Below are 22,679 nucleotides of genomic sequence, written 5' to 3'. Positions count from 1 at the left end.
CGGTGCTTATTTATATTCTGCAAAATATTGATCCAAAATGAGTGCAGCAGAATGTGCATCTAGATTGTCGCGCATCTGAAGATCAGTTTCCAAAACTGCAGATGTATAGCGCTCATCTACCCAACTCACTGGCAAATTGAAGCGCCCGTGCAGTTGATTGCCAAAACGCTTTGCTTTAGCTGTCATTTCATGGTCAGCGCCGTCTGGGTGGGTTGGGAGCCCCACTACTATTTGATCTGGCTGCCACTCTTTTAGAAGGTTTTCTACCTCCCAAAACAACCCGTCTGCATTCGCAGCAGCAATAGTCTTTAACGCCTGACTTGCCCTCGTCTCTGTATTGCCTACTGCCACACCAACCCGACGCGTTCCATAATCAAAAGCCAGTATTGTCATCGGCTTCTTGATTGGATCACGCATGCCCTGCCTCCCCGGACAAATGCGCAGGATCAAAACCCAAGTGACTCATTGCCTTTTCATAACGCTGACTCGAAGGGGTATCAAAAATAATATCAACCATTTGCTGGCGTGAAAGAGGTACGTTCATCCAACCATTTAATGTAATCTCTTCCTCAAGCTGGCCAGCACTCCAGCCGGCATAACCTAAAGTCATCAGAAACTTGCGGGGACCGTTACCAATAGCTACAGCTTCCAAAACATCTTTAGAGGTCGTCATGGTTAAGCCGCCAGGAATAATTAACGAGGAGCTATAGGATGGACTGGGAATGGGTTCATGCAAAACAAACCCTCGCTCCACCTGCACTGGACCACCAAAATACACTGGCTGCTCTAACAAAGGTGAAATTTCTAATTTAAGTTCAATCCTGTCAAACAGGGTTCCTAGATCTAATTCGGTTGGACGATTGACAACCAAGCCCATTGCACCTCTATCGGTATGCTCAAAGAGGTAGATAACAGACCCTGCAAAGTTTGGATCGACCATGCCAGGCATGGCCACTAGAAATTGATTTGCTAAATGATTGGCCGAAAAAGAAATTGAAGCCTCTGGCACAGACGCTGGTTCTGAAGCAGGAGGCGCTTTTTTAGCCGAAGTCATATAAGCCTATTTTACAGAATATCTAGATTTTTCCCGTAACCCAATAAGCAAAAAGTCCAATTATTTCGTGAACCAGTCTATTCCAGTTTTGAGCCCCTTCAACCAAATCAAATGCAGTCCACTGAAGGCGATTGGCGGTTTGGTAATCCACCGGCAAAGGGATGACTTCCATGCTCTGCTTTTGGAAAATCTTCACCGATCGATACATATGACTTGCTGAGGTAATTAAAAGCCATGGTTTTTCAGGTTTACCTTTTTCAATCTCTGCGATCATGGGCTTTATAAAGACTACATTCTCATAGGTATTGCGCGACTGATTTTCATAGTACCCAGCCCTATCTGCTAAACCCTGTTCTTGAATGAGCTGTTTAAATGCGTCTGCTTCAGATACCCCTTTTGGAGCAATTCGCCCAGAAAACCCACTAAAGATGAACGGTAAATCAGGATACTTCCTAATAAACTCGAAGGCCTTCGTCACTCGCTCAGCGGATGAGTAGATAGAGATCTCACCGCGGTCTATTGCAATTTCCCCGCCCTCAATTGCGCTACCCAAAATAATGATCCCGCCAAAGTTCTCTTTGGACAATTTTCCAATTTCTATTTTTGGAACCGAATCCTCAAGGACCCTCAGAAAAACCTCAGATGCAGGCAACCACCCAACGATTAACAAATCTAGAAGGGCAAAAACTAAAAATCGTTTAGAAAGATGGGGTTTTCTCAAGCTCAAAAAGAGCAATCCCAGCACAATGAAAATCATCACCCAATTCAGGGGTTCAATGCAAAATTGCACTACCTTCGAGAGAATAAAAAAGATCGTATCCATTATTGTTATAGATATTAACCTCCCCAGAAGTCATGTCTCCTGCACTCCCCCTAAATTAGCCCTAATATAGGGGCTATGCAAAAAGCTCTGGTTTGGCTCCGTCGCGATCTTCGTCTTTATGACAATGCTGCCCTATCCCACGCCCTTAAGGAGGCTAAGCAGGTTTGGTTAAGCTTTATTTTTGATGAAGGCATTCTGAAGCCCCTCATCCAAGGTGAGCTAAATGCCCAAGGTTTAAAACACGAGCGCCGTGTTGATTTTATTTGGCAAGGTCTAAAGCAAATAGATGAGGAGTTGCGCGCTTTAGGCGGGGGCCTGATTGTTCGATTTGGCAAGCCGATTGAATGCATCCCTCAGATTGCCAAAGAGCTTGGGGTTGATAGCGTGTTTGCCAATCATGACTATGAGCCATCTGCTATCGCTAGAGATAATGCTGTTAAGACTGCATTAGAAAAACTTAGTATTCAGTTTGAAGACTTTAAAGATCAAGTGATTTTTGAGAAGAAAGAAATTCTTACCAACTCGAATACGGTCTTTTCCATCTTCACGCCTTATAAAAATAATTGGCTCAAAACGCTGCAAGAAAAAGATTTGGCCGCACATGAATGTAAACCTAAGCCAAGTCAATTTGCCGCTATCCCCAAAAATCTAGACACCCCATTCCCCCCCTTAGAATCTATGGGATTTTGCGCTACTGGCATTGAAGCCTATTTACCACCGGGCTCTGAAGGTGGTCAAGTATTTCTGGAAGACTTTCTTTCCCGCATTGATCAATACCAAATCGGCAGAGACTTCCCTGCCATTAAAGGCGTCAGTTATTTATCAACGCATTTACGCTTTGGTATGCTCTCCATTAGAGGCCTGGTGCGCGAAGCCCATAGGCGTATGCTTGCTGGCAGTATGGGTGCGACGATTTGGTTAAGCGAGCTTATTTGGCGTGACTTTTATTTCATGATTTTGGCCAATCATCCGAGGCTAGCTGAAGGCGACTCTTTCAAACCAGACTACAACAACATCGCTTGGGAGAGCGGTGCTCATGCCAAAAAACTCTTTACAGCTTGGTGCGAAGGCAAGACAGGCTACCCACTAGTCGATGCAGCGATGCACCAACTCAATCAGAGCGGTTACATGCACAATCGCTTACGCATGGTAGTAGCCAGCTTTCTGACCAAAGATCTTGGCATTGACTGGCGCTGGGGTGAGGCCTACTTTGCTGAACATCTCAATGACTTTGAACTCTCTTCTAATAATGGCGGCTGGCAGTGGGCGTCTTCATCAGGCTGCGATGCCCAGCCCTATTTCCGGATCTTTAATCCCATTACTCAATCAGAGAAATTTGATTCTGAGGGCAAATTTATTAAGCGCTATTTACCGCAACTCGAAAAACTCTCTAAGAAATCGATTCACGCTCCTTGGCAAGCTGGGCATATTGAACTCGAGGCTGCCGGCTTAGTGCTGGGCAGAGACTACCCCCTTCCTGTGGTTGATCACGATGAGGCACGCAAAAAAACTTTGCTGCGCTATAGCGTAGTCAAGAAAGTGAGTCAGTAAGGTCTAAAGCTTGCTTTTCCGCTAAGATAGTGTATGAGCAAAATCTATGCTGTCGGCGACATTCAAGGATGTGCGCCCTCACTGAAAGCCCTAGTAAAGAAGCTTCCTAAAAAATCAAATATGATTTTTTTGGGGGATTTAGTGAATCGCGGTCCAAACTCCCTTGCGGCACTGCGACAACTTAAATCTCTGCAAGAATCAGGTCGTGCAGAGTGCATTTTAGGAAACCATGATCTTCATCTACTCGCTATTGATGCTGGTGTGCGCAAGACTAAGGGTTTAGATACCGTTGACACCATCCTAAAGGCCCCAGATCGCAAAGAACTGATTGACTGGGTACGCAATAGGCCTATGGCGCTTAGTAATGGCAGGGTACTTACAGTTCACGCTGGAGTACTTCCACAATGGGACTTACAGCAAACACTTGAATGCGCTCAAGAGGTTGAGAGGGCTTTGCGCGGCAAATCCTATAAACAATTTCTAGCAAATATGTATGGCAATACCCCCAATAAATGGAGTAACTCATTAAAAGGTTATGAGCGTTTACGCGTTATCACTAATGCACTTACTCGTATGCGCTTTTGCACACCCAGCGGACAAATGGAATTCGAAAGTAAAGAGGGTTTGGGAAATGGCCCTAAGGGTTATATCCCCTGGTTTAAGGCACCCAAACGTAAAACTGCCAACACTCTTATTTACTTTGGCCACTGGTCCACACTGGGTCTGCTAAGACGTAATAATGTCATTGGCCTAGACACTGGCTGTGTATGGGGTGGCAAATTGACCGCACTGGAAATTGCCAACTCCAACAAGGATTCAAAAAGTCTTGAGATCATCCAAGTAGACGGCTACGATCATCCACTCAAAATGTAATTACTACATTTCCTAGAGCTTTCTAAATGCACTCTCAGCGGCAGTAATAATGGCATTGACTACTTCATTGTCATGCGCAATCGAAGTAAATCCAGCCTCATAAGCTGATGGCGCAAGATAAACTCCCTCATCTAGCATGAGATGAAAGAATTTCTTGAACGCTTCAATATCAGACTTTGTAACTGCTTCATAAGACGTAGGGACCTGGCTAGCAAAGTAAAAACCAAACATGCCCCCAACGCTATCGACTGCAAACGGAATACTTGCTTTATCAGCTGCTTGCTTTAAGCCAGCCATCAACTTTTCAGTTTGAAGAGTAAGGCATTCATAAAAACCTTCTCGAGCAATAATCTCCAAAGTCTTGAGGCCTGCCGCTACTGCCACCGGATTACCAGACAGCGTGCCCGCTTGGTAGACATTACCTAAAGGAGCAAGCTTCGACATGATTTCTTTTTTTCCACCAAAGGCTGCCATCGGCATACCACCGCCCATGACTTTACCTAAGCAAGTGAGGTCTGGGGTAATGCCTTGCAGGGATTGAGCACCACCTAAAGCAACCCTAAATCCCGTCATCACTTCATCGTAAATCAGAACGCTGCCATGCTTGCTGGTGAGATTACGAATTGCTGATAAAAATTCTTTTGAGGGCTGAATCAAATTCATATTGCCTGCAATTGGCTCTAGAATGACAGCCGCAATCTGATTACCTTGTTTTTTGAAAACCTCTTCAATTGCAGCCACATCGTTATATGGCAGCACTAGAGTGTGTTTCACTAAATCCTGAGGAACCCCGCCAGAAGAGGGTGCATTGTGAGTGGAGTCCGCAAAGGTCAATAAACCAGAGCCAGCCTTCACCAAAAGGCTGTCTGCATGACCGTGATAGCAACCCTCAAACTTAATAATTAAGTCACGACCGGTATAGCCACGCGCAAGTCGTAAAGCGCTCATCGTCGCTTCGGTGCCACTGGATACCATACGTACTTGCTCAATGCTAGGCATCAATCCACAGATACGTTCAGCCAGCTCGATCTCGCCCTCAGTTGGCGCGCCGTAGCTAAAACTGGTTTCTGCCGCTTTTTGTACCGCCTCAACTACTTCTGGGTTTGCATGACCCACAATCATGGGACCCCAAGACATAATCAAATCGATATAACGCTTATTTTCCGCATCCCAAAAGTAAGGCCCTTTGGCTTTAGTAACAAAACGAGGTGTACCACCTACCTGACGAAACGCCCGCACAGGAGAATTCACGCCACCGGGAATAGTTTTTTGTGCGCGCTCGAATAAAGCCTCGTTCCGATCTACTTTTGCCACAGTCAATTCCTCGTCGTGCTTTCCCAACTAAATTGCCATCATTTCAAAGTCTTCTTTACGAGCACCACATTCTGGACAGGTCCAATTCATTGGCACGTCTTTCCAGAGGGTGCCTGGAGCAATACCTTCGTCAGGCAAACCTACCGCTTCATCGTAGACCCAACCACAGATCAGACACATATACGTTTTAAATTCCATTTGCTTACTCTCCGCTTTATTTCTTTGGTATTGAATCAGTGATAACTTTATTTTAAGTGCTTAGCCTTCACTTGAAGAGGAGCGCTTGGCATGCATCTCAAACTTAAATAAACGGCACTCCAAAGGACCATTAAATAATGGGGTACGCTTTGATTCCTTAATGCGAAGCTGTCCTGGCAAGGCCATATCAGCAGTCAATACAAAGACATTCCAGCCACCAAAAGCATCTTTTAAGTGCTGACCAAATTGGCGCAAAAACTCCACAAACTTGGGATCTTGCTCGTCCTGAGCTTGCAGTTTCTTCAAAGACTCACGGCTGGAGCGTTTGGCGCTCTGACGACCAGTTTCTAAATTCATCTCAAAGCGATTTTCTGGCTCAACATCATACTCAGTATTACCCTCACCTCGGGAGTCGTGGTCCTGCGCGACTCCGCCTCTACCGCCCTTAATGGCAAGACGCTCGCCATACGGTGGATTTAATAACATCACACCGTCTTTCGAATTCACTGGGGGCTTGCTAGCGAGAGCATCGACTTGGCGCACAAGCGGTTGATCAGGTAACTGCGCTCTCTGCCAATTGCCTTTATACATAGAGACTAATTTTTCATTAATATCACCACCACTGATTTTTAATGAATCCGCATTCGGATATTGCTTACGCTTTTCTAGCATTTGTGTAAGGACGGCTTCTTTTAAAGTACCCCAACGCTTTTGCTCTGCTGCCTCATTAAATGGCTTGAGTCTCTGAAAGCCAAAGCCTTCCGCAGAGCTAACTAAGGAACGATAGGCCAATCTGCTAGGCTTCGCATCGTCACCATATATCCCTGCCCGAATTGCCCCAGGCGGAATAGACAGCGTTATCTGAGCGGCCTCGATCAAAAAGGTTCCGCTACCACACATCGGGTCAAACAACGACTGTCCAGGTTTCCAGCCAGTAATTGACAAAATCCCTGCAGCTAAATTCTCTTTCAAAGGAGCATCGCCTTTTTCATCACGCCAACCTCGCTTGAAAAGAGCCTCACCAGAGGTATCCAAGTAAATCGTAATTTGGGTTGCAGTTAAATGCGCCTGCACTCGTACATCCGGAAACGCAGTATCAATACTGGGGCGATCGCCCGTGACGTCACGCAAGCGATCTACGATGGCATCTTTAATCTTGAGGGTTGCAAAGTTCAAACTTTTTAATGGAGATCGATGCGCAGTCACATCAACGCGCAATGTTTGTTTAGAGGTAAACCAATCTTCCCAAGCTAAGCCACTTGCTAACTTATAGAGATCTTCTTCTTGCCGATAAGGCGCTTGCGCCATCTGTAACAACACGCGACTAGCAATTCTGGAATGTAAATTCAAAGCCATCGCCGCAGAAATCGGTGCGGCAAGACCAATGCCACCAGTTGGGCTAGTTGGAATTGGATCGATCACCCAAGCCCCCAGGGCCTTGGAATCAGGGCGCTGCGCAATCTCTGCAAGCTCCTGAGCAAGCGGTGCTTCTAAACCGCCTGGACAAACAACAAAAAATCTCATGGGGCTAACAGTCTAAAAAGAGTGAAAAAATGGGGCGCTGATACTGGACTGAACTCAAGGCTTAAAAAGAACCAGAGCAACAATGACAACCAGCAGAATGACTGGTACTTCATTAAACCAGCGATACCAAACACCAGACTTAGTATTCGCACCCGCACGAAACTTTTTTAATAAGCTATAACAGGCGTGGTGGTAGCCAATCACTAAGAGAACAAAAAATAACTTGGCGTGCATCCAGATATCACCCGCACCAATACCAAAGTAAAGCCAAAGTATTAGGCCCAGCAAGATAGCCGGTACTGCCAAGATAGTCATAAATCGGAAGAGGCGATCGGCCATCCCTAGCAGGCGGGTATAGGAATCTGAATTTTTTTCTTCAGCTAAGTTCACAAAAATTCGGGGAAGATAAAACAGCCCCGCAAACCAGGAAGTAATAAAAACAATATGGAAAGTTTTAACCCAAAGGTAAGAGTTCGTCATATTTTTAAGCGCGAATCTCGCCATGACCCATGACGATATATTTCAGCGAGGTTAAGCCATCTAGACCAACCGGACCTCGGGCATGTAGTTTGTCATTAGAAATGCCAATCTCTGCGCCTAAGCCATATTCGAAGCCATCTGCAAAGCGTGTACTGGCATTTACCATCACGCTTGCACTATCTACTTCGCGCAAGAAACGATCCGCCTGGGCCTCATTATTAGTAATAATCGCATCGGTATGCTTGCTCCCATAACGCTCAATATGATTCATAGCTTCATCAATGTCAGCCACAGTCTTAATGGAAAGAATGGGGGCTAAATATTCTGTATGCCAATCCTCTTCTGTCGCATCCACTAAACCTTTAAAGCCATTTGCCTCAAGCGTATTGCGAGTCAAGCTATCAACCCGCAACTCCACACCTTTGTCTTGATAAATCTTACAAAGCGTAGGCAGTACTTTTTGCGCAACCCCTTTATTTACCAATAGGGTCTCCATCGCATTGCATGGCGCATAACGCTGCGTTTTAGCGTTATCGCAAACCTTTACCGCCATCGCGATATCTGCATCCGCATCAATATAGGTATGGCAGATACCATCCAAATGCTTAATCATTGGCACACGTGCTTCGGCCATCAGGCGAGCAATCAAGCTCTTGCCGCCCCGTGGCACGATCACATCAATATATTGAGTCATCGTAATCATTTCGCCAACAGCGCTACGGTCTGTTGTAGTGACAACCTGCACAGCATCCTCAGGAAGATTTGCTGCAGCCAATCCTTTTTGAATAATTTGAGCCAACAAAGTATTGGAATCGATTGCCTCTGAACCACCCCGCAAAATCACAGCATTGCCTGATTTCAGACAAAGTGCTGCCGCATCAATCGTGACATTAGGGCGTGACTCGTAAATGATTCCAATGACGCCCAGTGGAACACGCATTTGAGCAATTTCAATACCAGATGCCTGCTTTTGAAAGGAGGAAATTTTTCCAATCGGGTCATCCAAGGAAACGATTTGCTCAAGACCTAGGGCCATTGTTTCGATTGTCTTTGGAGTCATTGTTAAGCGGTCTATAAAAGCAGCATCTTGGCCATTCCCTTTTGCGCGCTCAACATCTTGTAAATTGACTTTCTGAATTTCATCTACTTTTTGACGTACAAGCTTAGCAATATGCAAGAGCGCTTGATTCTTTTGCTCAGCAGATGCCCGAGCCATTGCACGCGATGCGCCACGGGCCCGCTTACCAATGTCTTGCATCATCTCTTGAATACTTGAACTCATCTTCCTAACTTTCTAAACCATTACCGCAATAAATTTCCAACTAAACGTAAACCATCCCATGGATCTGCCGGCAGCTCTACCGCATGCAATCCTTTAGACTGCCGGTCCAAACCTGCAGCAAGCTGCATTGCTTTGCGTAGCTTGATGGGTTGGACCCTTCTAATAGCAGCTGGGTATAAACGCTCTTTATTACCCCAAATCCGATTGACCCGCATGAGCTGTTGAACAGATTCACCAGCATCGCTTGCAGCCTTTAATTTAGATAGTAGCCGAAGCTCTTCGGTTACGCTCCACAAAATTAATACCAAAGGCTCACCCTCGCCTTTTAAACCATCTAACATGCGATTTAGCCTAGGTAAATCACCAGCAAGCATGGCCTCAGTTAGTTCAAAAACGTTATAGCGCGCTACCTTCAGGATTGAAGAACGAATTTGCTCTTCACTTACCTTACCCTCAGGGTATAGCAAACCCAATTTCAATATTTCTTGATGGGCGGCAATTAAATTACCCTCCACCTGATCAGCAATAAATTCCAAAGCGCGCTGACCCTCAGGCCCAGCCTCGACTTCTTGACCTTGCTTTTTAAGCCGGCCAGCAATCCATTGTGGCAAAAGACCACGGTCCAAGGTGTCCACCTGAATAGCCATACCAACATCATCTAAAGCGCTAAACCAAGCGGATGTCTTGGTCTTTCCATCCAATCTTGGTAGCACAATACAAACAACTGTATCAGGCCCATTTGCGCCATCTTGCTGAGAGGCTATTTGTGTAGCAAATTGCTTTAAGGCATCAGCCCCATCACGACCGGGCTTTCCAGTTGGTATGCGTAGCTCGACCCAGCGCTTATCACCAAACAAAGACATGGTTTGACCTGCATTCATCAAAGCACTCCAATCAAAGCCGCGCTCTTGCACCATGACTTCACGATCGGTAAAACCTAACTTCTTCGCAGTTGATCGCAGTTGATCCATCGCTTCCATCATTAAAAGAGGCTCATCACCACTAAAAACATAAAGCGGCAGCATGGCAACACCAGAGCTCAGCGATTTGAGATGTGCCTGCAAGACATCAACTTTAACCATGCAAGTTCTCTATCCGCCCCTAGAAAGATCTTGCTTGAGGATTTTTTGCAGCAGCAGCAGCAATGCGACGCAAAATTTGCACAGCCAAGTCTTTACGCATTAATGTTAAGAATTGCATCTGCTGACTATCGGTTGCTAAAACAGTACTATTCGAGAAATCCATATCCCTTGTGATGTAAATTTCACTATCGGGAATGATCTCTGCTCCAGCTAAGTCATATGCTCTAAACGTTACGCGAATGGTTAAGCGATAAGCAGAAACTTGACCCGTTGAGCTATAAGCCAAAATTTCTCGACCATTGATTTCGTTGCTGATATCTAAAATTAAATCGGCATCCTTAGGATTGATGGCCACCTTAACATCGGTACCAGTCAAAATGGCAGCCTGCAAATCATTACGCAATGGGGGTGATGGGCTGCCTGTAATCGCAATCGCTTTGAAAGGCAAATCAACCATGCCACGCATGCGATAACCACAAGCGATTAAGCCGCCGATGGGCGCAGTGGCAATTAAACCCAACAAGGTCCGTCGAATGTGATTTGCGCTCATATGTCCAGCTTCCTTTAGGCCACGATATTGACTAAGCGGCCCGGAACAACAATCACCTTCTTTGGCGCGCCACCATTAAGAGCCTTGGTTGCAGACTCGCTTTGCAATGCTAAAGCTTCGATTTGCTCCTTGTCGGCATCTGCTGGTACGCGAATATCCCCGCGTAACTTGCCATTAATCTGCAACATGAGGGTAATTTCAGTTTGAACCAAAGCAGCTTCGTCTACCGCCGGCCAAGGAGCATCTAAGATTAGACCAAAGGTCTTCGTATAGCCCATATCTTTCCAAAGCACATGGGTTAAGTGAGGAACTACGGGATACAGGATGCGCAACAAAATACTTAAACACTCCCGCAGCACTGGGGCACTAATCGCAGTGTTTTGATCTAACTTAACGGGTTCAAGTACATTCAGCATCTTCATTGCTGCAGAAACTACCGTGTTGTATTGACGACGTTGATAGTCAAAATTTGCTTGCTTCAAGATGGTATGCACTTCACGGCGCAATTCTTTTTCGGCATCACTCAAGTTGCTTGGCACAGAATCTTGCGCATCACGAATGCTGCTAGCCTGACTACTCGAATACATCCAAACACGACGCAAGAAGCGTGAGGCGCCATCAACACCAGCACCAGACCATTCCAGCTGTTGTTCTGGTGGAGCTGCAAACATCACAAATAAACGGGCAGTATCAGCGCCATACTCATCAATCAGAGCCTGGGGATCAACCCCGTTATTCTTACTCTTGGACATCTTCTCAACGCCGCCAACAATCACAGGTGCGTTTGATGCATCACCTTTTAGCTTGGCGCCTTTAGGCCGACCTTTGTCATCGAGAGCTAATTCAACATCTAAAGGGTTGAGCCAAGTCTTCTTACCAGACACATCTTCAGAGTAATACGTCTCGTTGAGCACCATGCCTTGAGTTAATAAATTCTGAAATGGCTCATCAAAAGTAATGAGGTTGAGGTCACGCATGACCTTAGTCCAAAAGCGCGCATAGAGTAAATGCAAAATGGCATGCTCGATACCGCCAATGTATTGATCCATTGGCATCCAGTACTCATTGCGCTCATCGACCATGCTGTATGCATTGGGGCCGGTGTAGCGCATGAAATACCAGGAAGAGTCCACAAAGGTATCCATGGTGTCGGTCTCACGTCTAGCGGGCTTGCCGCACTGAGGGCACTTCACATTCAGAAAATCTGCGCGCTTATTCAATGGATTACCACTACCATCTGGAACGCAATCCTCTGGCAAGATCACTGGTAAATCAGACTCAGGAACGGGCACGGCACCGCAACCTGGATTTGCATCATCCCCACAATGAATAATCGGAATTGGAGTACCCCAATAGCGCTGACGAGAAATGCCCCAATCACGCAAACGATAGGTAGTCTTGATTTCACCAATTCCCATTTGCGACAACTCTTTTGCTACAGCGCTGACAGCCTCTTCATGAGATAAACCATCGAACTGATCGCTGTTAAAGCAAACTACGCCCTCTTTTTGGGCATACCAATCTTCCCAGCGACTTGCATTAAATATTGGCGACTCGCTCTTCAGAGCAATGACTTGTTTGATCGGTAAATCGTATTTGAGTGCAAAAGCAAAATCACGCTCATCATGTGCGGGCACACCCATCACTGCGCCATCGCCATAAGACATCAGTACATAATTACCAACCCAAACTGGAATAGGCTCTTTAGTCAAAGGATGGGTGACATACAAACCAGTAAACATCCCTTCTTTTTCTTGAGTCGCTAAGTCCGCCTCAATCACACTACCCGTTTTGCACTTCTCGATAAAGGCAGCGAGGGCTGGATTATTGGCAGCAGCTTTAGTTGCCAGAGGATGCTCTGCGGCAACAGCGCAAAAGGTAACACCCATAATGGTGTCAGCGCGCGTTGTGAAAACATACAAGAGACCATCTTGAATGAAGTTTCCATGATCATCAGCAATCTCATGCTTGAAAGCAAAACGCACGCCACGACTTTTGCCAATCCAATTCTGCTGCATGGTCTTAACGCGCTCAGGCCAACCCAAACCATCTAAACTAGAAAGTAATTGCTCTGCATAGGCAGTGATATTAAAGTAGTAACCAGGGATCTCACGCTTTTCAACTAAAGCTCCAGAACGCCAACCTCGCCCATCAATTACTTGCTCATTTGCCAGAACTGTTTGATCGATAGGATCCCAATTCACGACTTGGGTTTTGCGATAAGCAATACCCTTTTCGAGCATCTTTAAAAAAAGCCATTGATTCCAACGATAGTAATCAGGACTACAGGTAGCAACCTCACGAGACCAATCAATCGCCAAGCCCATCGCAGCCATTTGCTTTTTCATATAAGCAATATTCTCGTAGGTCCATTTTGCTGGCGGCACTTTATTCTGAATCGCAGCATTTTCTGCGGGCATCCCGAAAGCATCCCAGCCCATCGGCATTAAAACGTTAAAACCCTGCATACGGAGCTGACGCGCCATTACATCATTGATGGTGTAGTTACGTACATGCCCCATATGCAACTTACCAGACGGGTAAGGCAACATAGAGCAAGCGTAGTACTTTGGCTTTTTCTTACCAAAGGAATCTACCGCATTCTCAGTAACTGTATAGACTTGCGCACTTTCCCAATCAGCCTGCGCTGCCGCTTCAATTATGCGGTAGTCGTAATCCTTACTCATTCAAGACAACTCTTTTCTTCTATTTTTAATGATTGGCTAATTGCTTAAGCTGACTCTTATTTACGCAGACCCAAAACATCTTGCATGTCATACAAACCAAAAGTTTGTGTTTGCAAAAAGCGTGCGGCCCTCAATGAACCCTGTGCGTAAGATTGACGGCTGGAGGACTTGTGACTAATTTCAATACGTTCACCATCACCGGCAAATAGAACGGTGTGATCGCCAACAATGTCGCCGCCACGGATAGTGGCAAATCCGATTGAGCCTTCCTTGCGCTCGCCCGTATGACCTTCGCGTGCATACACAGCGACGTCGTCTAACTTTTCGCCCAGGGCGTCTGCAATCACTTCTCCCATCTTCAGCGCCGTACCTGAAGGCGCATCTACTTTGTGGCGATGGTGAGCTTCAATAATTTCAATGTCGTAACCTTGATTGAGCATCTTGGCTGCAATCTCTAGCAGCTTGAATGTGGCATTGACGCCAACACTCATATTGGGAGCAAAGACAATTGCTAATTTTGCCGATGCTTTCTGAAGATGAGTAATTTGCTCTGCACTTAACCCCGTTGTACCAATAATCATTTTGGTTCCGGTTTTCTCTGCAACAGCTAAATGAGTCATCGTGCCTTCAGGTCTAGTAAAGTCAACTAAAAACTCAGCGCCTGCCAAAACCTGCTCAACATCGGAAGAAATTACCACGCCTGTTTTCTTACCCAAGAATGCTCCAGCATCCTCGCCCAGTTGCGGGCAAGAAGCATGCTCAAGCGCACCAACCAATTGGGCATCGGGCGTATTGAGTACCGCCTCAATCAACATCTTCCCCATGCGGCCAGTTGCTCCAGCAATTGCAATCTTCATCATTTATTTCATCGCTTAAGTTATAGGTAATTCTTACTTCTTGGTCTCAGTGGCCTGCGGAATATTCATAGCACCAGGCCCTAAAGTTTCTGACGCTGGTACAGCTTGCCCATCTGGCTGTTTTGAGAAACTGAAGTAATCCCAAAATGAACCTTTACTTGCAGCAGGCACTGCTGGCACAGCCGCACCCTTAGGTAAGTTATCTGTTGGGCTTGCTACTAATAACTCTGGTTGTTGTAAGGGCGGAGTAACAGGCCCCTTACCTGTGCCAGTAATCATCTGCCAAAATGAGCGCTTCGTTTTAGCATAGCCATCAATTTCAGCAACCAGCTCGACATCAGTCGGCAAAGCGTCGCCCTCAAACTTCACAACCTTATCTCCATCAAAAAATACCGTGACTCGACGCTCTTTACCGATGACCTGATTCTGTCGCTTAAATTCAAAAATATAGTCCCAACGATTGGCATGGAAATAGCTTGCCAATAAAGGTGTGCCTAAAATTTGACGCACTTGCTCACGGCTCATGCCTAATTCCAACTTTGCATATTGCTCGCTAGAAATAAAGTTGCCTTGCACTATATCTGGGACATAGGGTCTGAATACTTTATTCATCCAAGCGCGTTGGGTTTCATCAACAGCGGAAGTGCAACCCGTAACCCCCAATAAAGCGCTCATGGCAATAGCGGCGAACCCGAGGCGGGCAGGACTGAAAATACCCTTTAAAAGGGTCTTCAAAAAACGACTAAAAAGTTCAAGGCAATTTTGCATGGCTGGCCGTATCATTAAGACATTGATTTTAGCTCCCAAAGCCATGAATATGAACCAAAACCCTACGCCCGCAGATTTGCGAGACATTGGCCTAAAGGCCACCGGTCCGCGCATGAAAATTCTGGATTTTTTTCATCAAAATGGCGGTACCCACTTTAGCGCTGAGGATGTTTTCATGGCCTTAGCCAAGGAAGACCAAGAAATTGGTTTGGCCACGGTCTATCGTGTACTTACTCAGTTTGAACAAGCGGGGCTCCTACTCCGCAGTCATTTTGAGTCTAGTAAGGGGGATGGCAGAGCGATCTACGAACTCAATGAGGGTCAGCACCATGACCACCTGGTTTGCCTTGATTGCGGCCACGTTGAGGAATTTGTTGACGAAGCTATTGAGAAAAGACAGCGGGATATCGCAAAGAGCTTAGGATTTAAGCTCCAGGAACATTCCCTGGCTATGTACGGACATTGCCAGAAGAAAAACTGTCGAAATAAGCAAAAATAGGCACTTTTAAGGGCTTTTTACTGCCCCCAAAATGAAAAAAGACCTCAAATTGAGGTCTTTTATATTTTTTAGCTACTTTTAAAAGATTTTAAATACTTTTAATCACTTTACAGCCATTAATGCTTCAGCAGCATTGAGCATTTGGACCGAGTAACCCCACTCATTGTCATACCAGGCCAATACCTTGACCAACTTGCCATCAGCAGAAACACGAGTTTGGGAAGCATCATAAATACTCGGGCGAGGATCATGATTGAAATCAATCGAAACCAAGGGCAAAGTGTTAAAGCCCAAAATACCCTTGAGCTCACCCTCGCTCGCAGCCTTCAGAATGGAATTCACTTCGTCTACGCTAGTAGCGCGGCTAGCCGCAAAAGTGAGATCGACCACAGAAACATTAATGACAGGAACGCGCATTGCAAAACCATCGAAGCGCCCTGCTAATGCTGGCAAAACCAAGCCAACTGCTTTTGCAGCGCCGGTTTTCGTTGGAATCATGCTGGTTACAGCAGAGCGTGCACGACGCATATCCTTATGATAGACATCAGTTAATACCTGGTCATTCGTAAATGCGTGAATAGTTGTCATCAAACCAGACTCAATGCCAATTTTTTCTAGTAATGGTTTTACCAAGGGCGCCAAACAATTGGTTGTGCAACTTGCATTAGAAACCACGACATCAGTTGGTTTTAATACATTTTGATTAACGCCATACACAATTGTTGCATCGACGTCTTTTCCACCAGGAGCAGAAATCAATACTTTCTTCGCGCCCTGTTGAAGATGAATCAGGGCTTTTTCTTTGGAAGTAAATTTTCCGGTGCACTCCAAAACTAAATCAACACCCAACTCACCCCATGGGGTTTCAGCTGGATTACGTGTACAGAACATTTTGATGCGATCGCCATTGACTACCATGCAATCGCCATCTACTGAAACCTCTGCAGGAAAACGGCCGTGTGCTGAGTCATACTGGGTCAGATGGGCATTAATGGCAATATCCCCCATGGCATTGATGGCAACGATCTTGATATCTCGACGTGGCTTACCATTAACCTGATCTTCGTATAAAGCGCGTAAGACCATGCGCCCGATACGTCCATAACCATTGATTGCGACACGAATTGTCATTTATTTTCCCTCGCTAATTTTAAATTCTTGCTGATTATTTCTTCGCGATACATTGCTTAACAGTATTGGCAATTTGATCCACTGTTAAACCAAAATATTCATACAGCTGACCCGCAGGAGCAGATTCACCAAAAGTGTCTACACCATGCACTGCTGCGCATCCATACTTCCACCAGAAATCAGTCACGCCAGCTTCAACAGCAATGCGTGGAATCTTGGCCGGCAATACTTTAGATTTGTAGTCAGTATCCTGCTGATCGAATACTGTAGTCGAAGGCATCGAAACTACCCGAACGCCAATTTTTCCTGGGCTTTGTTTTTCTAGATGCTCAGCAGTTTGTAATGCAAGCGCAATTTCAGAGCCGGTAGCGATAATGACTGCATTAATTTTTCCAACTTGAGGATCGCGCAACACATAGCCACCACGCGCAATATCTTTAACTTGCTGAACACTACGCGAAACAAATGGGCAGTTCTGACGGCTGAAGATCAGGACGCTAGGGCCATTTTTGCGCTCAAGGGCTGAACCCCAAGCGACAGCACTCTCAGTAGTGTCGCAAGGACGCCAAACCATGAGATTTGGGATCAAGCGCAAGCTAGCAACATGCTCTACTGATTGGTGTGTTGGGCCATCTTCTCCAAGGCCAATAGAGTCATGGGTGAATACAAAAATACTGCGTAATTTCATCAAAGCTGCCATGCGCAAAGCATTGCGGCTGTAGTCTGAGAACGTTAAGAAGGTACCACCAAAAGGAATGTAACCACCGTGCAAAGCGATGCCATTCATGATGGCACTCATACCAAATTCACGCACACCGTAGTTGATGTGATTACCCCATTGATCGCCACGCACCGGTTTGCATGAAGACCAATTAGTTAAGTTCGAACCCGTTAAGTCAGCAGAGCCACCCATAAATTCTGGCAGGGCTGGTGCTAATGCTTCAATCGCATTTTGACTCGCCTTACGGGTGGCAATAGTTTCCGCTTTTGCTTGGCAGGTCTTTAAATAAGCATCGAGTGTGGCCGAAAAGTCTTTTGACAAATCGCCTTGCATACGACGTTGCAATTCTGAAGCAAGTTCTGGAAATTTGTTTTTATATTTCTGAAATTCTTTATTCCACTCATGTTCAGCTGCTTGACCACGCTTCTTAAAATCCCAGGCAGCGTAAATATCTTCTGGAACTTCAAAAGGAGCATATGGCCAATTCAATGCCACACGAGTTGCAGCAATTTCTGCTGCGCCCAATGGTGAACCATGTACCTTGTCGCTGCCAGTCATATTGGGCGAGCCCTGGCCAATCGCCGTCTTGCAGCAAATCAGCGTTGGTTTATCACTCTTTTTAGCCTTAGCAATGGCAGCAGATACAGCTTCAGCATCATGGCCATTTACATTACGAATGACATTCCAGTTGTACGCCTCAAAACGTTTCGGAGTATCTTCGTTAAACCAAGAAACGACTTTGCCATCAATCGAGATGCCGTTGTCATCCCAAAGTGCAATCAACTTGTTCAACTTTAAAGTACCAGCCAATGAACACACTTCATGACTAATACCTTCCATCAAACAGCCATCACCTAAAAATACATAGGTATAGTGATCGATGATATTAAGACCGGGACGATTAAATTCTTCTGCTAATAATTTTTCAGCAAGAGCCATACCAACTGCATTGGAAATTCCTTGTCCAAGTGGACCAGTTGTTGTCTCAACACCAGGCGTAATTCCATACTCTGGATGACCTGGAGTTTTACTATGCAACTGGCGGAAATTCTTTAACTCTTCAATTGGTAAGTCGTAACCAGAAAGATGTAAGAGGGAATACAACAGCATCGAACCATGACCGTTAGATAAAACAAAACGGTCGCGATCCATCCAATGTGGATCGGTTGGATTATGTTTTAAATGATCGTTCCAAAGTCCAACGGCGATATCTGCCATCCCCATTGGCATACCAGGGTGGCCTGAGTTTGCCTGTTGAACTGCATCCATGGATAAAGCACGAATGGCATTGGCCATGCGGATTTGAAGGTTTGACATCGTAAAAGTGGTCTCGAGGAAAATAAATTGGCTATATTTCAGTAATGCCTCAATTTTATCTTCCCGAACCATGGGAATCCCAAAAGCCAACTACCCTCACCCCTGAGGTTGCCCACCATTTGCGCGTTCGGCGTATCCAGACCGGGGAATCCTTTCCAGTATTTGATGGAAAAGGTCAGGTAGCCAAGGCCGAGCTACTCTCTTTGAGCGGAAAAACAGGGCAAGTTCAGCTCAAGGAGATCCACACTGACACCCGCCGTGAAGCCCCTTATGCCATTACTTTGGCCCAAGGTCTTGCCGGTGGCGACAAAATGGATTGGATTGTCGAGAAAGCGGTTGAAACCGGCGCCCAAATTATTACCCCCTTGCAATGCGAACGCTCGATCTTAAAGTTGACCCGTTCAAGCGATCTTGATCGCGCCCAAAAACGCCTTGCCCATTGGAATGGCATTGTTCAAGCAGCATGCGAACAATGTGACCGAACGGTGCTTGCCACCCTAGAACCCATTCAAACTTTTGAGGCCTACTTAAAGGTGCCTTCAAAGCCAACCCTAAAACTTCTTTTAAGCCCCGAGGCCACTAAAAGCATGCATTCAGTTCTGTTAGAAAGTGCCCCACAAGATATTATTCTCATGATCGGCCCGGAAGGTGGTCACTCACCAGAAGAAGAGGCGCAAGCCCAAGCAGCTGGCTACCAAATTGTTTCACTCGGAGAGCGTGTGCTGAGAACGGAAACCGCTGGCACTGTCGCCATCACAACTGTCCACAGCATATGGAACCCTGAAATGCAAAATCGCCTCAAGTAGAGGCGATTCCAGGGGGCTTGAGCAGCCTAAGCGATTAAGCGAAAGAGTAAAAGACCCTGTAAGGCGTGCGGCGCTCGGCCCAAAAATCAACGGCATCGCGGAAAACGTCTAAGAGAGTTTCACGCGCTTCTTTGTCAAACTTCTGAGTGCAAGGCAGACCTTCGAGAACCACAACAAATCCAGGCTGTTGGCCAGCTTTATCTGTCAATGTTGTCAATGCATCCAATAAAGGATCGAAGTTTTTTGCTTGTTGCTTAGTAAAGGAATATGCAATTGCAATTGCTTCGAGCACTTCACCTTTAGTCATTGCATTTGTGCAATTGGCGTAGATGAAATGCTGACCGAGTTCAGTCGCTGCTTCCTGCAAATCTGGTGTACGAAAAGCACGAATGGATTGAACGATATTTGTACGCACACTGCGCAACATTGCCGGCGGTCCGGCATCACGAACGGCCAAAGCGGCACGCCAAGAAGCTGTCACTTTTTTTCCCGACACTTGATTTGCTGCATAGGTTTGTAAACGAGATAAACCACCCTGGGCATAAACATTGGCGGCAGATGATTCTGTTTCTAGTCGATCATTACTGTCCCAACTTTCGGCGCGGCTATGTTCTTCGAAGCTAGCTAAATCGGTGTTTTCAGTGCGATTATTCATGATGGGTGCTAGGTTACCCGTAACACGCCATCAAATCAAGCCCAAATACAGTGCATTTTATATAAACCATTGATTTATATAGGATAAATATATGTAAGTTATTACTAACTTACATATATAAAAATGCCTTAGGAGATGCCTCTCGTGTTGCTAGCCGCCTCTACGACTGCCAAAGTTGTCACATTCACGATCCTGCGTACAGTAGCTGCTGGAGTCAGAATGTGGATTGGTTTAGCCACACCCAACAACAATGGCCCGATAGCAATACCGTTACCCGCTGCAGTTTTTAACAAATTGTAAGAAATATTAGCGGCGTCAATATTGGGCAGAACTAAAAGATTTGCATCGCCCTTCAAGGGGGAAGAAGTTACTGCACCAGCACGAATGGTTGCATCTAAAGCGCTATCACCGTGCATTTCACCATCAACCTCTAATGTAGGGTCTGCTTTCTGCACCAAGGACAGTACTTCGCGCATTTTCACTGCCGAAGGCGCGTTGCTTGAACCAAAATTAGAATGAGAAAGGAGGGCAACTTTTGGTACTAAGCCTAACTTCCGCATTTCACTAGCGGCCATCAAGGTCAGCTCCGCCAACTCTTCTGCATTTGGATCAATATTGATATGCGTATCTACCAGGAATACTTGGCGACCCGGCAGAATCAAACCAGACATCGCTCCATAAACATTCGCGCCAGCCTCGTGACCAACCACCTCATCAATATATTTAAGATGAGTAGCGGGATTACCAATCGTGCCGCAAATCATCCCATCGGCCATCCCTTTGTTAATCATGATGGAGCCAATTAAGCTGTTACGACGACGGGTTTCCAATTTGGCGTAAGACTCAGACACCCCCTTGCGCTCAGTCAAGCTCAAATAGGTTTGCCAGAAGTCCCGGAAACGAGGGTCATTCTCTGGGTTAACAACCTCAAAGTCGTCACCCGTCTTCATGCGCAGACCAAACTTATCAATGCGGTGCTCAATCACTGCCGGGCGGCCAATCAAGATTGGAGTAGCCAGGTTTTCATCAATAATGATTTGGACTGCACGCAATACGCGCTCATCTTCACCCTCGGCAAACACAATCCGTTTTTGATTTGCTGGTACACGCTTCGCAATGCTAAAGAGCGGCTTCATCAAAGTACCAGAGTGGTACACAAACTGTTGAAGCTGATTACGATAAGCATCGAAATCTTTAATAGGGCGAGAAGCCACCCCATCATCCATGGCAGCTTTCGCTACAGCAGGGGCAATCACCGTGATCAAACGCGGATCAAACGGTTTTGGAATCAAGTACTCCGGGCCAAAAGAGAGGTTCTCAATGCCGTATACAGAGGCAACCACTTCGCTCTGTTCCGCTTGCGCTAACTCTGCAACCGCCTTCACCGCAGCGACTTCCATGCCGCGTGTAATGGTTGTGGCGCCTACATCTAATGCTCCACGGAAGATAAACGGAAAGCACAACACATTATTTACTTGGTTTGGATAATCGGTGCGGCCTGTAGCCATCACTGCATCAGGACGAACCGCCTTTACCTCTTCGGGAAGAATTTCTGGGGTTGGATTTGCTAGGGCATAGACCAATGGATTAGGTGCCATCTTCTTCACCATGTCTTGTTTTAATACACCACCAGCAGAAAGACCCAAGAAAATATCCGCGCCCTCAATTGCTTGGTCCAGAGTGCGCAATTCTGTCTCTTGACAAAATGGCTCCTTCTCGGGATCCATTAATTCCTTACGACCCTTATATGCGACACCAGCTAAATCCGTTACCCAAATATTTTTGCGAGGAATACCCAAATCAACCAATAAATCCAAACAGGCTAGAGCAGCAGCGCCAGCCCCAGATGTCACTAACTTCACGTTGCCAACATCCTTACCAACCACCTTTAGGCCGTTTAGAATCGCGGCGGCTACCACAATCGCAGTGCCATGTTGATCATCGTGAAAGACTGGAATCTTCATACGAGCTTGTAATTTGCGCTCAACCACAAAGCAATCAGGCGCTTTAATATCTTCTAGATTAATACCGCCAAATGTTGGCTCCAATGCGGCGATGATTTCAACCAACTTATCAGGATCGTTTTCATTTACTTCGATATCAAAAACATCAATACCGGCAAACTTTTTGAAGAGAACAGCTTTTCCTTCCATCACTGGCTTGCTTGCCAGCGGCCCAATATTTCCCAAGCCAAGAACAGCAGTACCGTTGGTAATTACACCAACTAAATTTCCGCGAGCAGTGTATTTAAAAGCATTAGCGGGATCTTTAACAATCTCTTCGCACGGTGCAGCAACGCCTGGCGTATAAGCAAGCGCTAAATCGCGTTGATTGGTCAACTGCTTAGTTGGCGCGATCTCAATCTTCCCCGGGGTCGGAAACTCGTGATACTGGAGAGCAGCCTCTCTTAGGGCTGCAATTTGTTGCTCTTTATTGTTTTCTTTGCTCATCAGCGTACTCTTTGGTAAGACACATAGAAGAGTCTAATTCTATTCCTCTCGAGCGCA

The 22,679-nt window shown here is 46.0% G+C and carries 21 protein-coding genes; 4 read left to right on the top strand and 17 right to left on the bottom strand.

Annotated elements, in window-relative coordinates; genetic code table 11:
* Positions 1-6: 6 nt before the first annotated feature.
* From ruvX to AOC07_RS01270, 3 genes are all read right to left on the bottom strand, one after another.
* Positions 7-417, bottom strand: a complete 411-nt coding sequence (gene ruvX, locus AOC07_RS01280) for a Holliday junction resolvase RuvX (protein ID WP_215357823.1) — start codon at positions 415-417, stop codon at positions 7-9.
* Positions 410-949 (bottom strand): YqgE/AlgH family protein, encoded by a 540-nt coding sequence (locus AOC07_RS01275; RefSeq protein ID WP_251369707.1) that lies wholly within the window; start codon positions 947-949, stop codon positions 410-412. The genes ruvX and AOC07_RS01275 overlap by 8 nt, the downstream gene beginning before the upstream one ends.
* 127 nt (positions 950-1,076) lie before the next feature.
* Positions 1,077-1,877 (bottom strand): YdcF family protein, encoded by an 801-nt coding sequence (locus tag AOC07_RS01270; RefSeq protein ID WP_215357822.1) that lies wholly within the window; start codon positions 1,875-1,877, stop codon positions 1,077-1,079.
* Positions 1,878-1,952: 75 nt separating this feature from the next.
* Between AOC07_RS01270 and AOC07_RS01265 the strand changes: the two genes are divergently transcribed.
* Positions 1,953-3,428: a deoxyribodipyrimidine photo-lyase gene (locus AOC07_RS01265; protein ID WP_215357821.1), complete on the top strand. Its 1,476-nt coding sequence runs from the start codon at positions 1,953-1,955 to the stop codon at positions 3,426-3,428.
* A 33-nt stretch (positions 3,429-3,461) separates the two neighbouring features.
* Positions 3,462-4,301 (top strand): symmetrical bis(5'-nucleosyl)-tetraphosphatase, encoded by an 840-nt coding sequence (locus tag AOC07_RS01260; protein ID WP_215357820.1) that lies wholly within the window; start codon positions 3,462-3,464, stop codon positions 4,299-4,301.
* A gap of 12 nt (positions 4,302-4,313) precedes the next feature.
* On the opposite strand, the gene hemL is transcribed toward AOC07_RS01260, so the two are convergent.
* Genes hemL through AOC07_RS01210 form a run of 10 tightly spaced genes read right to left on the bottom strand, consistent with a single transcriptional unit; the run spans position 4,314 to position 14,950 of the window.
* Positions 4,314-5,615, bottom strand: coding sequence for a glutamate-1-semialdehyde 2,1-aminomutase (hemL, locus tag AOC07_RS01255; RefSeq protein ID WP_215357819.1), 1,302 nt, complete (start codon positions 5,613-5,615; stop codon positions 4,314-4,316).
* Between the two features lie 27 nt (positions 5,616-5,642).
* Entirely contained in the window at positions 5,643-5,813 is a 171-nt protein-coding gene (locus tag AOC07_RS01250; protein WP_215293598.1) for a rubredoxin, read from the bottom strand.
* A gap of 60 nt (positions 5,814-5,873) precedes the next feature.
* Positions 5,874-7,337, bottom strand: coding sequence for a class I SAM-dependent RNA methyltransferase (locus AOC07_RS01245; protein WP_215357817.1), 1,464 nt, complete (start codon positions 7,335-7,337; stop codon positions 5,874-5,876).
* Positions 7,338-7,391: 54 nt separating this feature from the next.
* Positions 7,392-7,817: a CopD family protein gene (locus AOC07_RS01240; RefSeq protein WP_215293596.1), complete on the bottom strand. Its 426-nt coding sequence runs from the start codon at positions 7,815-7,817 to the stop codon at positions 7,392-7,394.
* 4 nt (positions 7,818-7,821) lie between these two features.
* Positions 7,822-9,099, bottom strand: a complete 1,278-nt coding sequence (locus AOC07_RS01235; protein ID WP_215357816.1) for a glutamate-5-semialdehyde dehydrogenase — start codon at positions 9,097-9,099, stop codon at positions 7,822-7,824.
* A gap of 20 nt (positions 9,100-9,119) precedes the next feature.
* Positions 9,120-10,181, bottom strand: coding sequence for a DNA polymerase III subunit delta (holA, locus tag AOC07_RS01230; RefSeq protein WP_215293594.1), 1,062 nt, complete (start codon positions 10,179-10,181; stop codon positions 9,120-9,122).
* 19 nt (positions 10,182-10,200) lie between these two features.
* Positions 10,201-10,731: an LPS assembly lipoprotein LptE gene (gene lptE / locus AOC07_RS01225; RefSeq protein ID WP_215357815.1), complete on the bottom strand. Its 531-nt coding sequence runs from the start codon at positions 10,729-10,731 to the stop codon at positions 10,201-10,203.
* Between the two features lie 14 nt (positions 10,732-10,745).
* Positions 10,746-13,418 (bottom strand): leucine--tRNA ligase, encoded by a 2,673-nt coding sequence (gene leuS, locus AOC07_RS01220; protein WP_215357814.1) that lies wholly within the window; start codon positions 13,416-13,418, stop codon positions 10,746-10,748.
* Between the two features lie 56 nt (positions 13,419-13,474).
* On the bottom strand, positions 13,475-14,275 hold the full coding sequence (dapB, locus tag AOC07_RS01215) for a 4-hydroxy-tetrahydrodipicolinate reductase (protein ID WP_215294259.1): 801 nt from the start codon (positions 14,273-14,275) through the stop codon (positions 13,475-13,477).
* A gap of 33 nt (positions 14,276-14,308) precedes the next feature.
* Positions 14,309-14,950 carry an outer membrane protein assembly factor BamE gene (locus tag AOC07_RS01210; RefSeq protein ID WP_251369657.1) on the bottom strand — a complete coding sequence of 214 codons (642 nt, stop codon included), beginning with the start codon at positions 14,948-14,950 and terminating at the stop codon, positions 14,309-14,311.
* A 136-nt stretch (positions 14,951-15,086) separates the two neighbouring features.
* On the opposite strand from AOC07_RS01210, the gene fur reads away from it, so the two are divergent.
* Positions 15,087-15,542 carry a ferric iron uptake transcriptional regulator gene (fur, locus tag AOC07_RS01205; protein ID WP_215294257.1) on the top strand — a complete coding sequence of 152 codons (456 nt, stop codon included), beginning with the start codon at positions 15,087-15,089 and terminating at the stop codon, positions 15,540-15,542.
* Between the two features lie 102 nt (positions 15,543-15,644).
* Here fur and gap read toward each other — a convergent pair whose 3' ends face one another.
* Entirely contained in the window at positions 15,645-16,673 is a 1,029-nt protein-coding gene (gene gap / locus AOC07_RS01200; protein WP_215357813.1) for a type I glyceraldehyde-3-phosphate dehydrogenase, read from the bottom strand.
* Positions 16,674-16,707: 34 nt separating this feature from the next.
* Positions 16,708-18,711 (bottom strand): transketolase, encoded by a 2,004-nt coding sequence (tkt, locus tag AOC07_RS01195; protein WP_215357812.1) that lies wholly within the window; start codon positions 18,709-18,711, stop codon positions 16,708-16,710.
* 44 nt (positions 18,712-18,755) lie between these two features.
* Between tkt and AOC07_RS01190 the strand changes: the two genes are divergently transcribed.
* Positions 18,756-19,517: a 16S rRNA (uracil(1498)-N(3))-methyltransferase gene (locus AOC07_RS01190; RefSeq protein WP_215357811.1), complete on the top strand. Its 762-nt coding sequence runs from the start codon at positions 18,756-18,758 to the stop codon at positions 19,515-19,517.
* Positions 19,518-19,551: 34 nt separating this feature from the next.
* On the opposite strand, the gene AOC07_RS01185 is transcribed toward AOC07_RS01190, so the two are convergent.
* Both AOC07_RS01185 and AOC07_RS01180 read right to left on the bottom strand, forming a co-directional pair.
* Positions 19,552-20,172: a barstar family protein gene (locus AOC07_RS01185; protein ID WP_215293588.1), complete on the bottom strand. Its 621-nt coding sequence runs from the start codon at positions 20,170-20,172 to the stop codon at positions 19,552-19,554.
* A 128-nt stretch (positions 20,173-20,300) separates the two neighbouring features.
* Positions 20,301-22,622, bottom strand: coding sequence for an NADP-dependent malic enzyme (locus AOC07_RS01180; protein ID WP_215357810.1), 2,322 nt, complete (start codon positions 22,620-22,622; stop codon positions 20,301-20,303).
* Positions 22,623-22,679: the final 57 nt, after the last annotated feature.

Origin of the sequence: Polynucleobacter sp. UB-Raua-W9, assembly GCF_018687435.1 — a bacterium.
Lineage (GTDB): Bacteria > Pseudomonadota > Gammaproteobacteria > Burkholderiales > Burkholderiaceae > Polynucleobacter.
This window is presented reverse-complemented; position numbering and strand designations above follow the sequence as displayed.

Bases quoted from the DNA above. Each gene is read 5' to 3' on its own strand.
- AOC07_RS01245 (WP_215357817.1), bottom strand. From the start codon at position 7,337: ATGAGATTTTTTGTTGTTTGTCCAGGCGGTTTAGAAGCACCGCTTGCT.
- AOC07_RS01240 (WP_215293596.1), bottom strand. From the start codon at position 7,817: ATGACGAACTCTTACCTTTGGGTTAAAACTTTCCATATTGTTTTTATT.
- AOC07_RS01275 (WP_251369707.1), bottom strand. From the start codon at position 949: ATGCCTGGCATGGTCGATCCAAACTTTGCAGGGTCTGTTATCTACCTC.
- AOC07_RS01265 (WP_215357821.1), top strand. From the start codon at position 1,953: ATGCAAAAAGCTCTGGTTTGGCTCCGTCGCGATCTTCGTCTTTATGAC.
- dapB (WP_215294259.1), bottom strand. From the start codon at position 14,275: ATGAAGATTGCAATTGCTGGAGCAACTGGCCGCATGGGGAAGATGTTG.
- tkt (WP_215357812.1), bottom strand. From the start codon at position 18,711: ATGTCAAACCTTCAAATCCGCATGGCCAATGCCATTCGTGCTTTATCC.
- AOC07_RS01210 (WP_251369657.1), bottom strand. From the start codon at position 14,950: ATGAGCGCTTTATTGGGGGTTACGGGTTGCACTTCCGCTGTTGATGAA.
- gap (WP_215357813.1), bottom strand. From the start codon at position 16,673: ATGACAATTCGTGTCGCAATCAATGGTTATGGACGTATCGGGCGCATG.
- leuS (WP_215357814.1), bottom strand. From the start codon at position 13,418: ATGAGTAAGGATTACGACTACCGCATAATTGAAGCGGCAGCGCAGGCT.
- AOC07_RS01190 (WP_215357811.1), top strand. From the start codon at position 18,756: ATGCCTCAATTTTATCTTCCCGAACCATGGGAATCCCAAAAGCCAACT.
- lptE (WP_215357815.1), bottom strand. From the start codon at position 10,731: ATGAGCGCAAATCACATTCGACGGACCTTGTTGGGTTTAATTGCCACT.
- holA (WP_215293594.1), bottom strand. From the start codon at position 10,181: ATGGTTAAAGTTGATGTCTTGCAGGCACATCTCAAATCGCTGAGCTCT.
- AOC07_RS01185 (WP_215293588.1), bottom strand. From the start codon at position 20,172: ATGAATAATCGCACTGAAAACACCGATTTAGCTAGCTTCGAAGAACAT.
- AOC07_RS01260 (WP_215357820.1), top strand. From the start codon at position 3,462: ATGAGCAAAATCTATGCTGTCGGCGACATTCAAGGATGTGCGCCCTCA.
- ruvX (WP_215357823.1), bottom strand. From the start codon at position 417: ATGCGTGATCCAATCAAGAAGCCGATGACAATACTGGCTTTTGATTAT.
- AOC07_RS01235 (WP_215357816.1), bottom strand. From the start codon at position 9,099: ATGAGTTCAAGTATTCAAGAGATGATGCAAGACATTGGTAAGCGGGCC.
- AOC07_RS01180 (WP_215357810.1), bottom strand. From the start codon at position 22,622: ATGAGCAAAGAAAACAATAAAGAGCAACAAATTGCAGCCCTAAGAGAG.
- fur (WP_215294257.1), top strand. From the start codon at position 15,087: ATGAATATGAACCAAAACCCTACGCCCGCAGATTTGCGAGACATTGGC.
- AOC07_RS01270 (WP_215357822.1), bottom strand. From the start codon at position 1,877: ATGGATACGATCTTTTTTATTCTCTCGAAGGTAGTGCAATTTTGCATT.
- AOC07_RS01250 (WP_215293598.1), bottom strand. From the start codon at position 5,813: ATGGAATTTAAAACGTATATGTGTCTGATCTGTGGTTGGGTCTACGAT.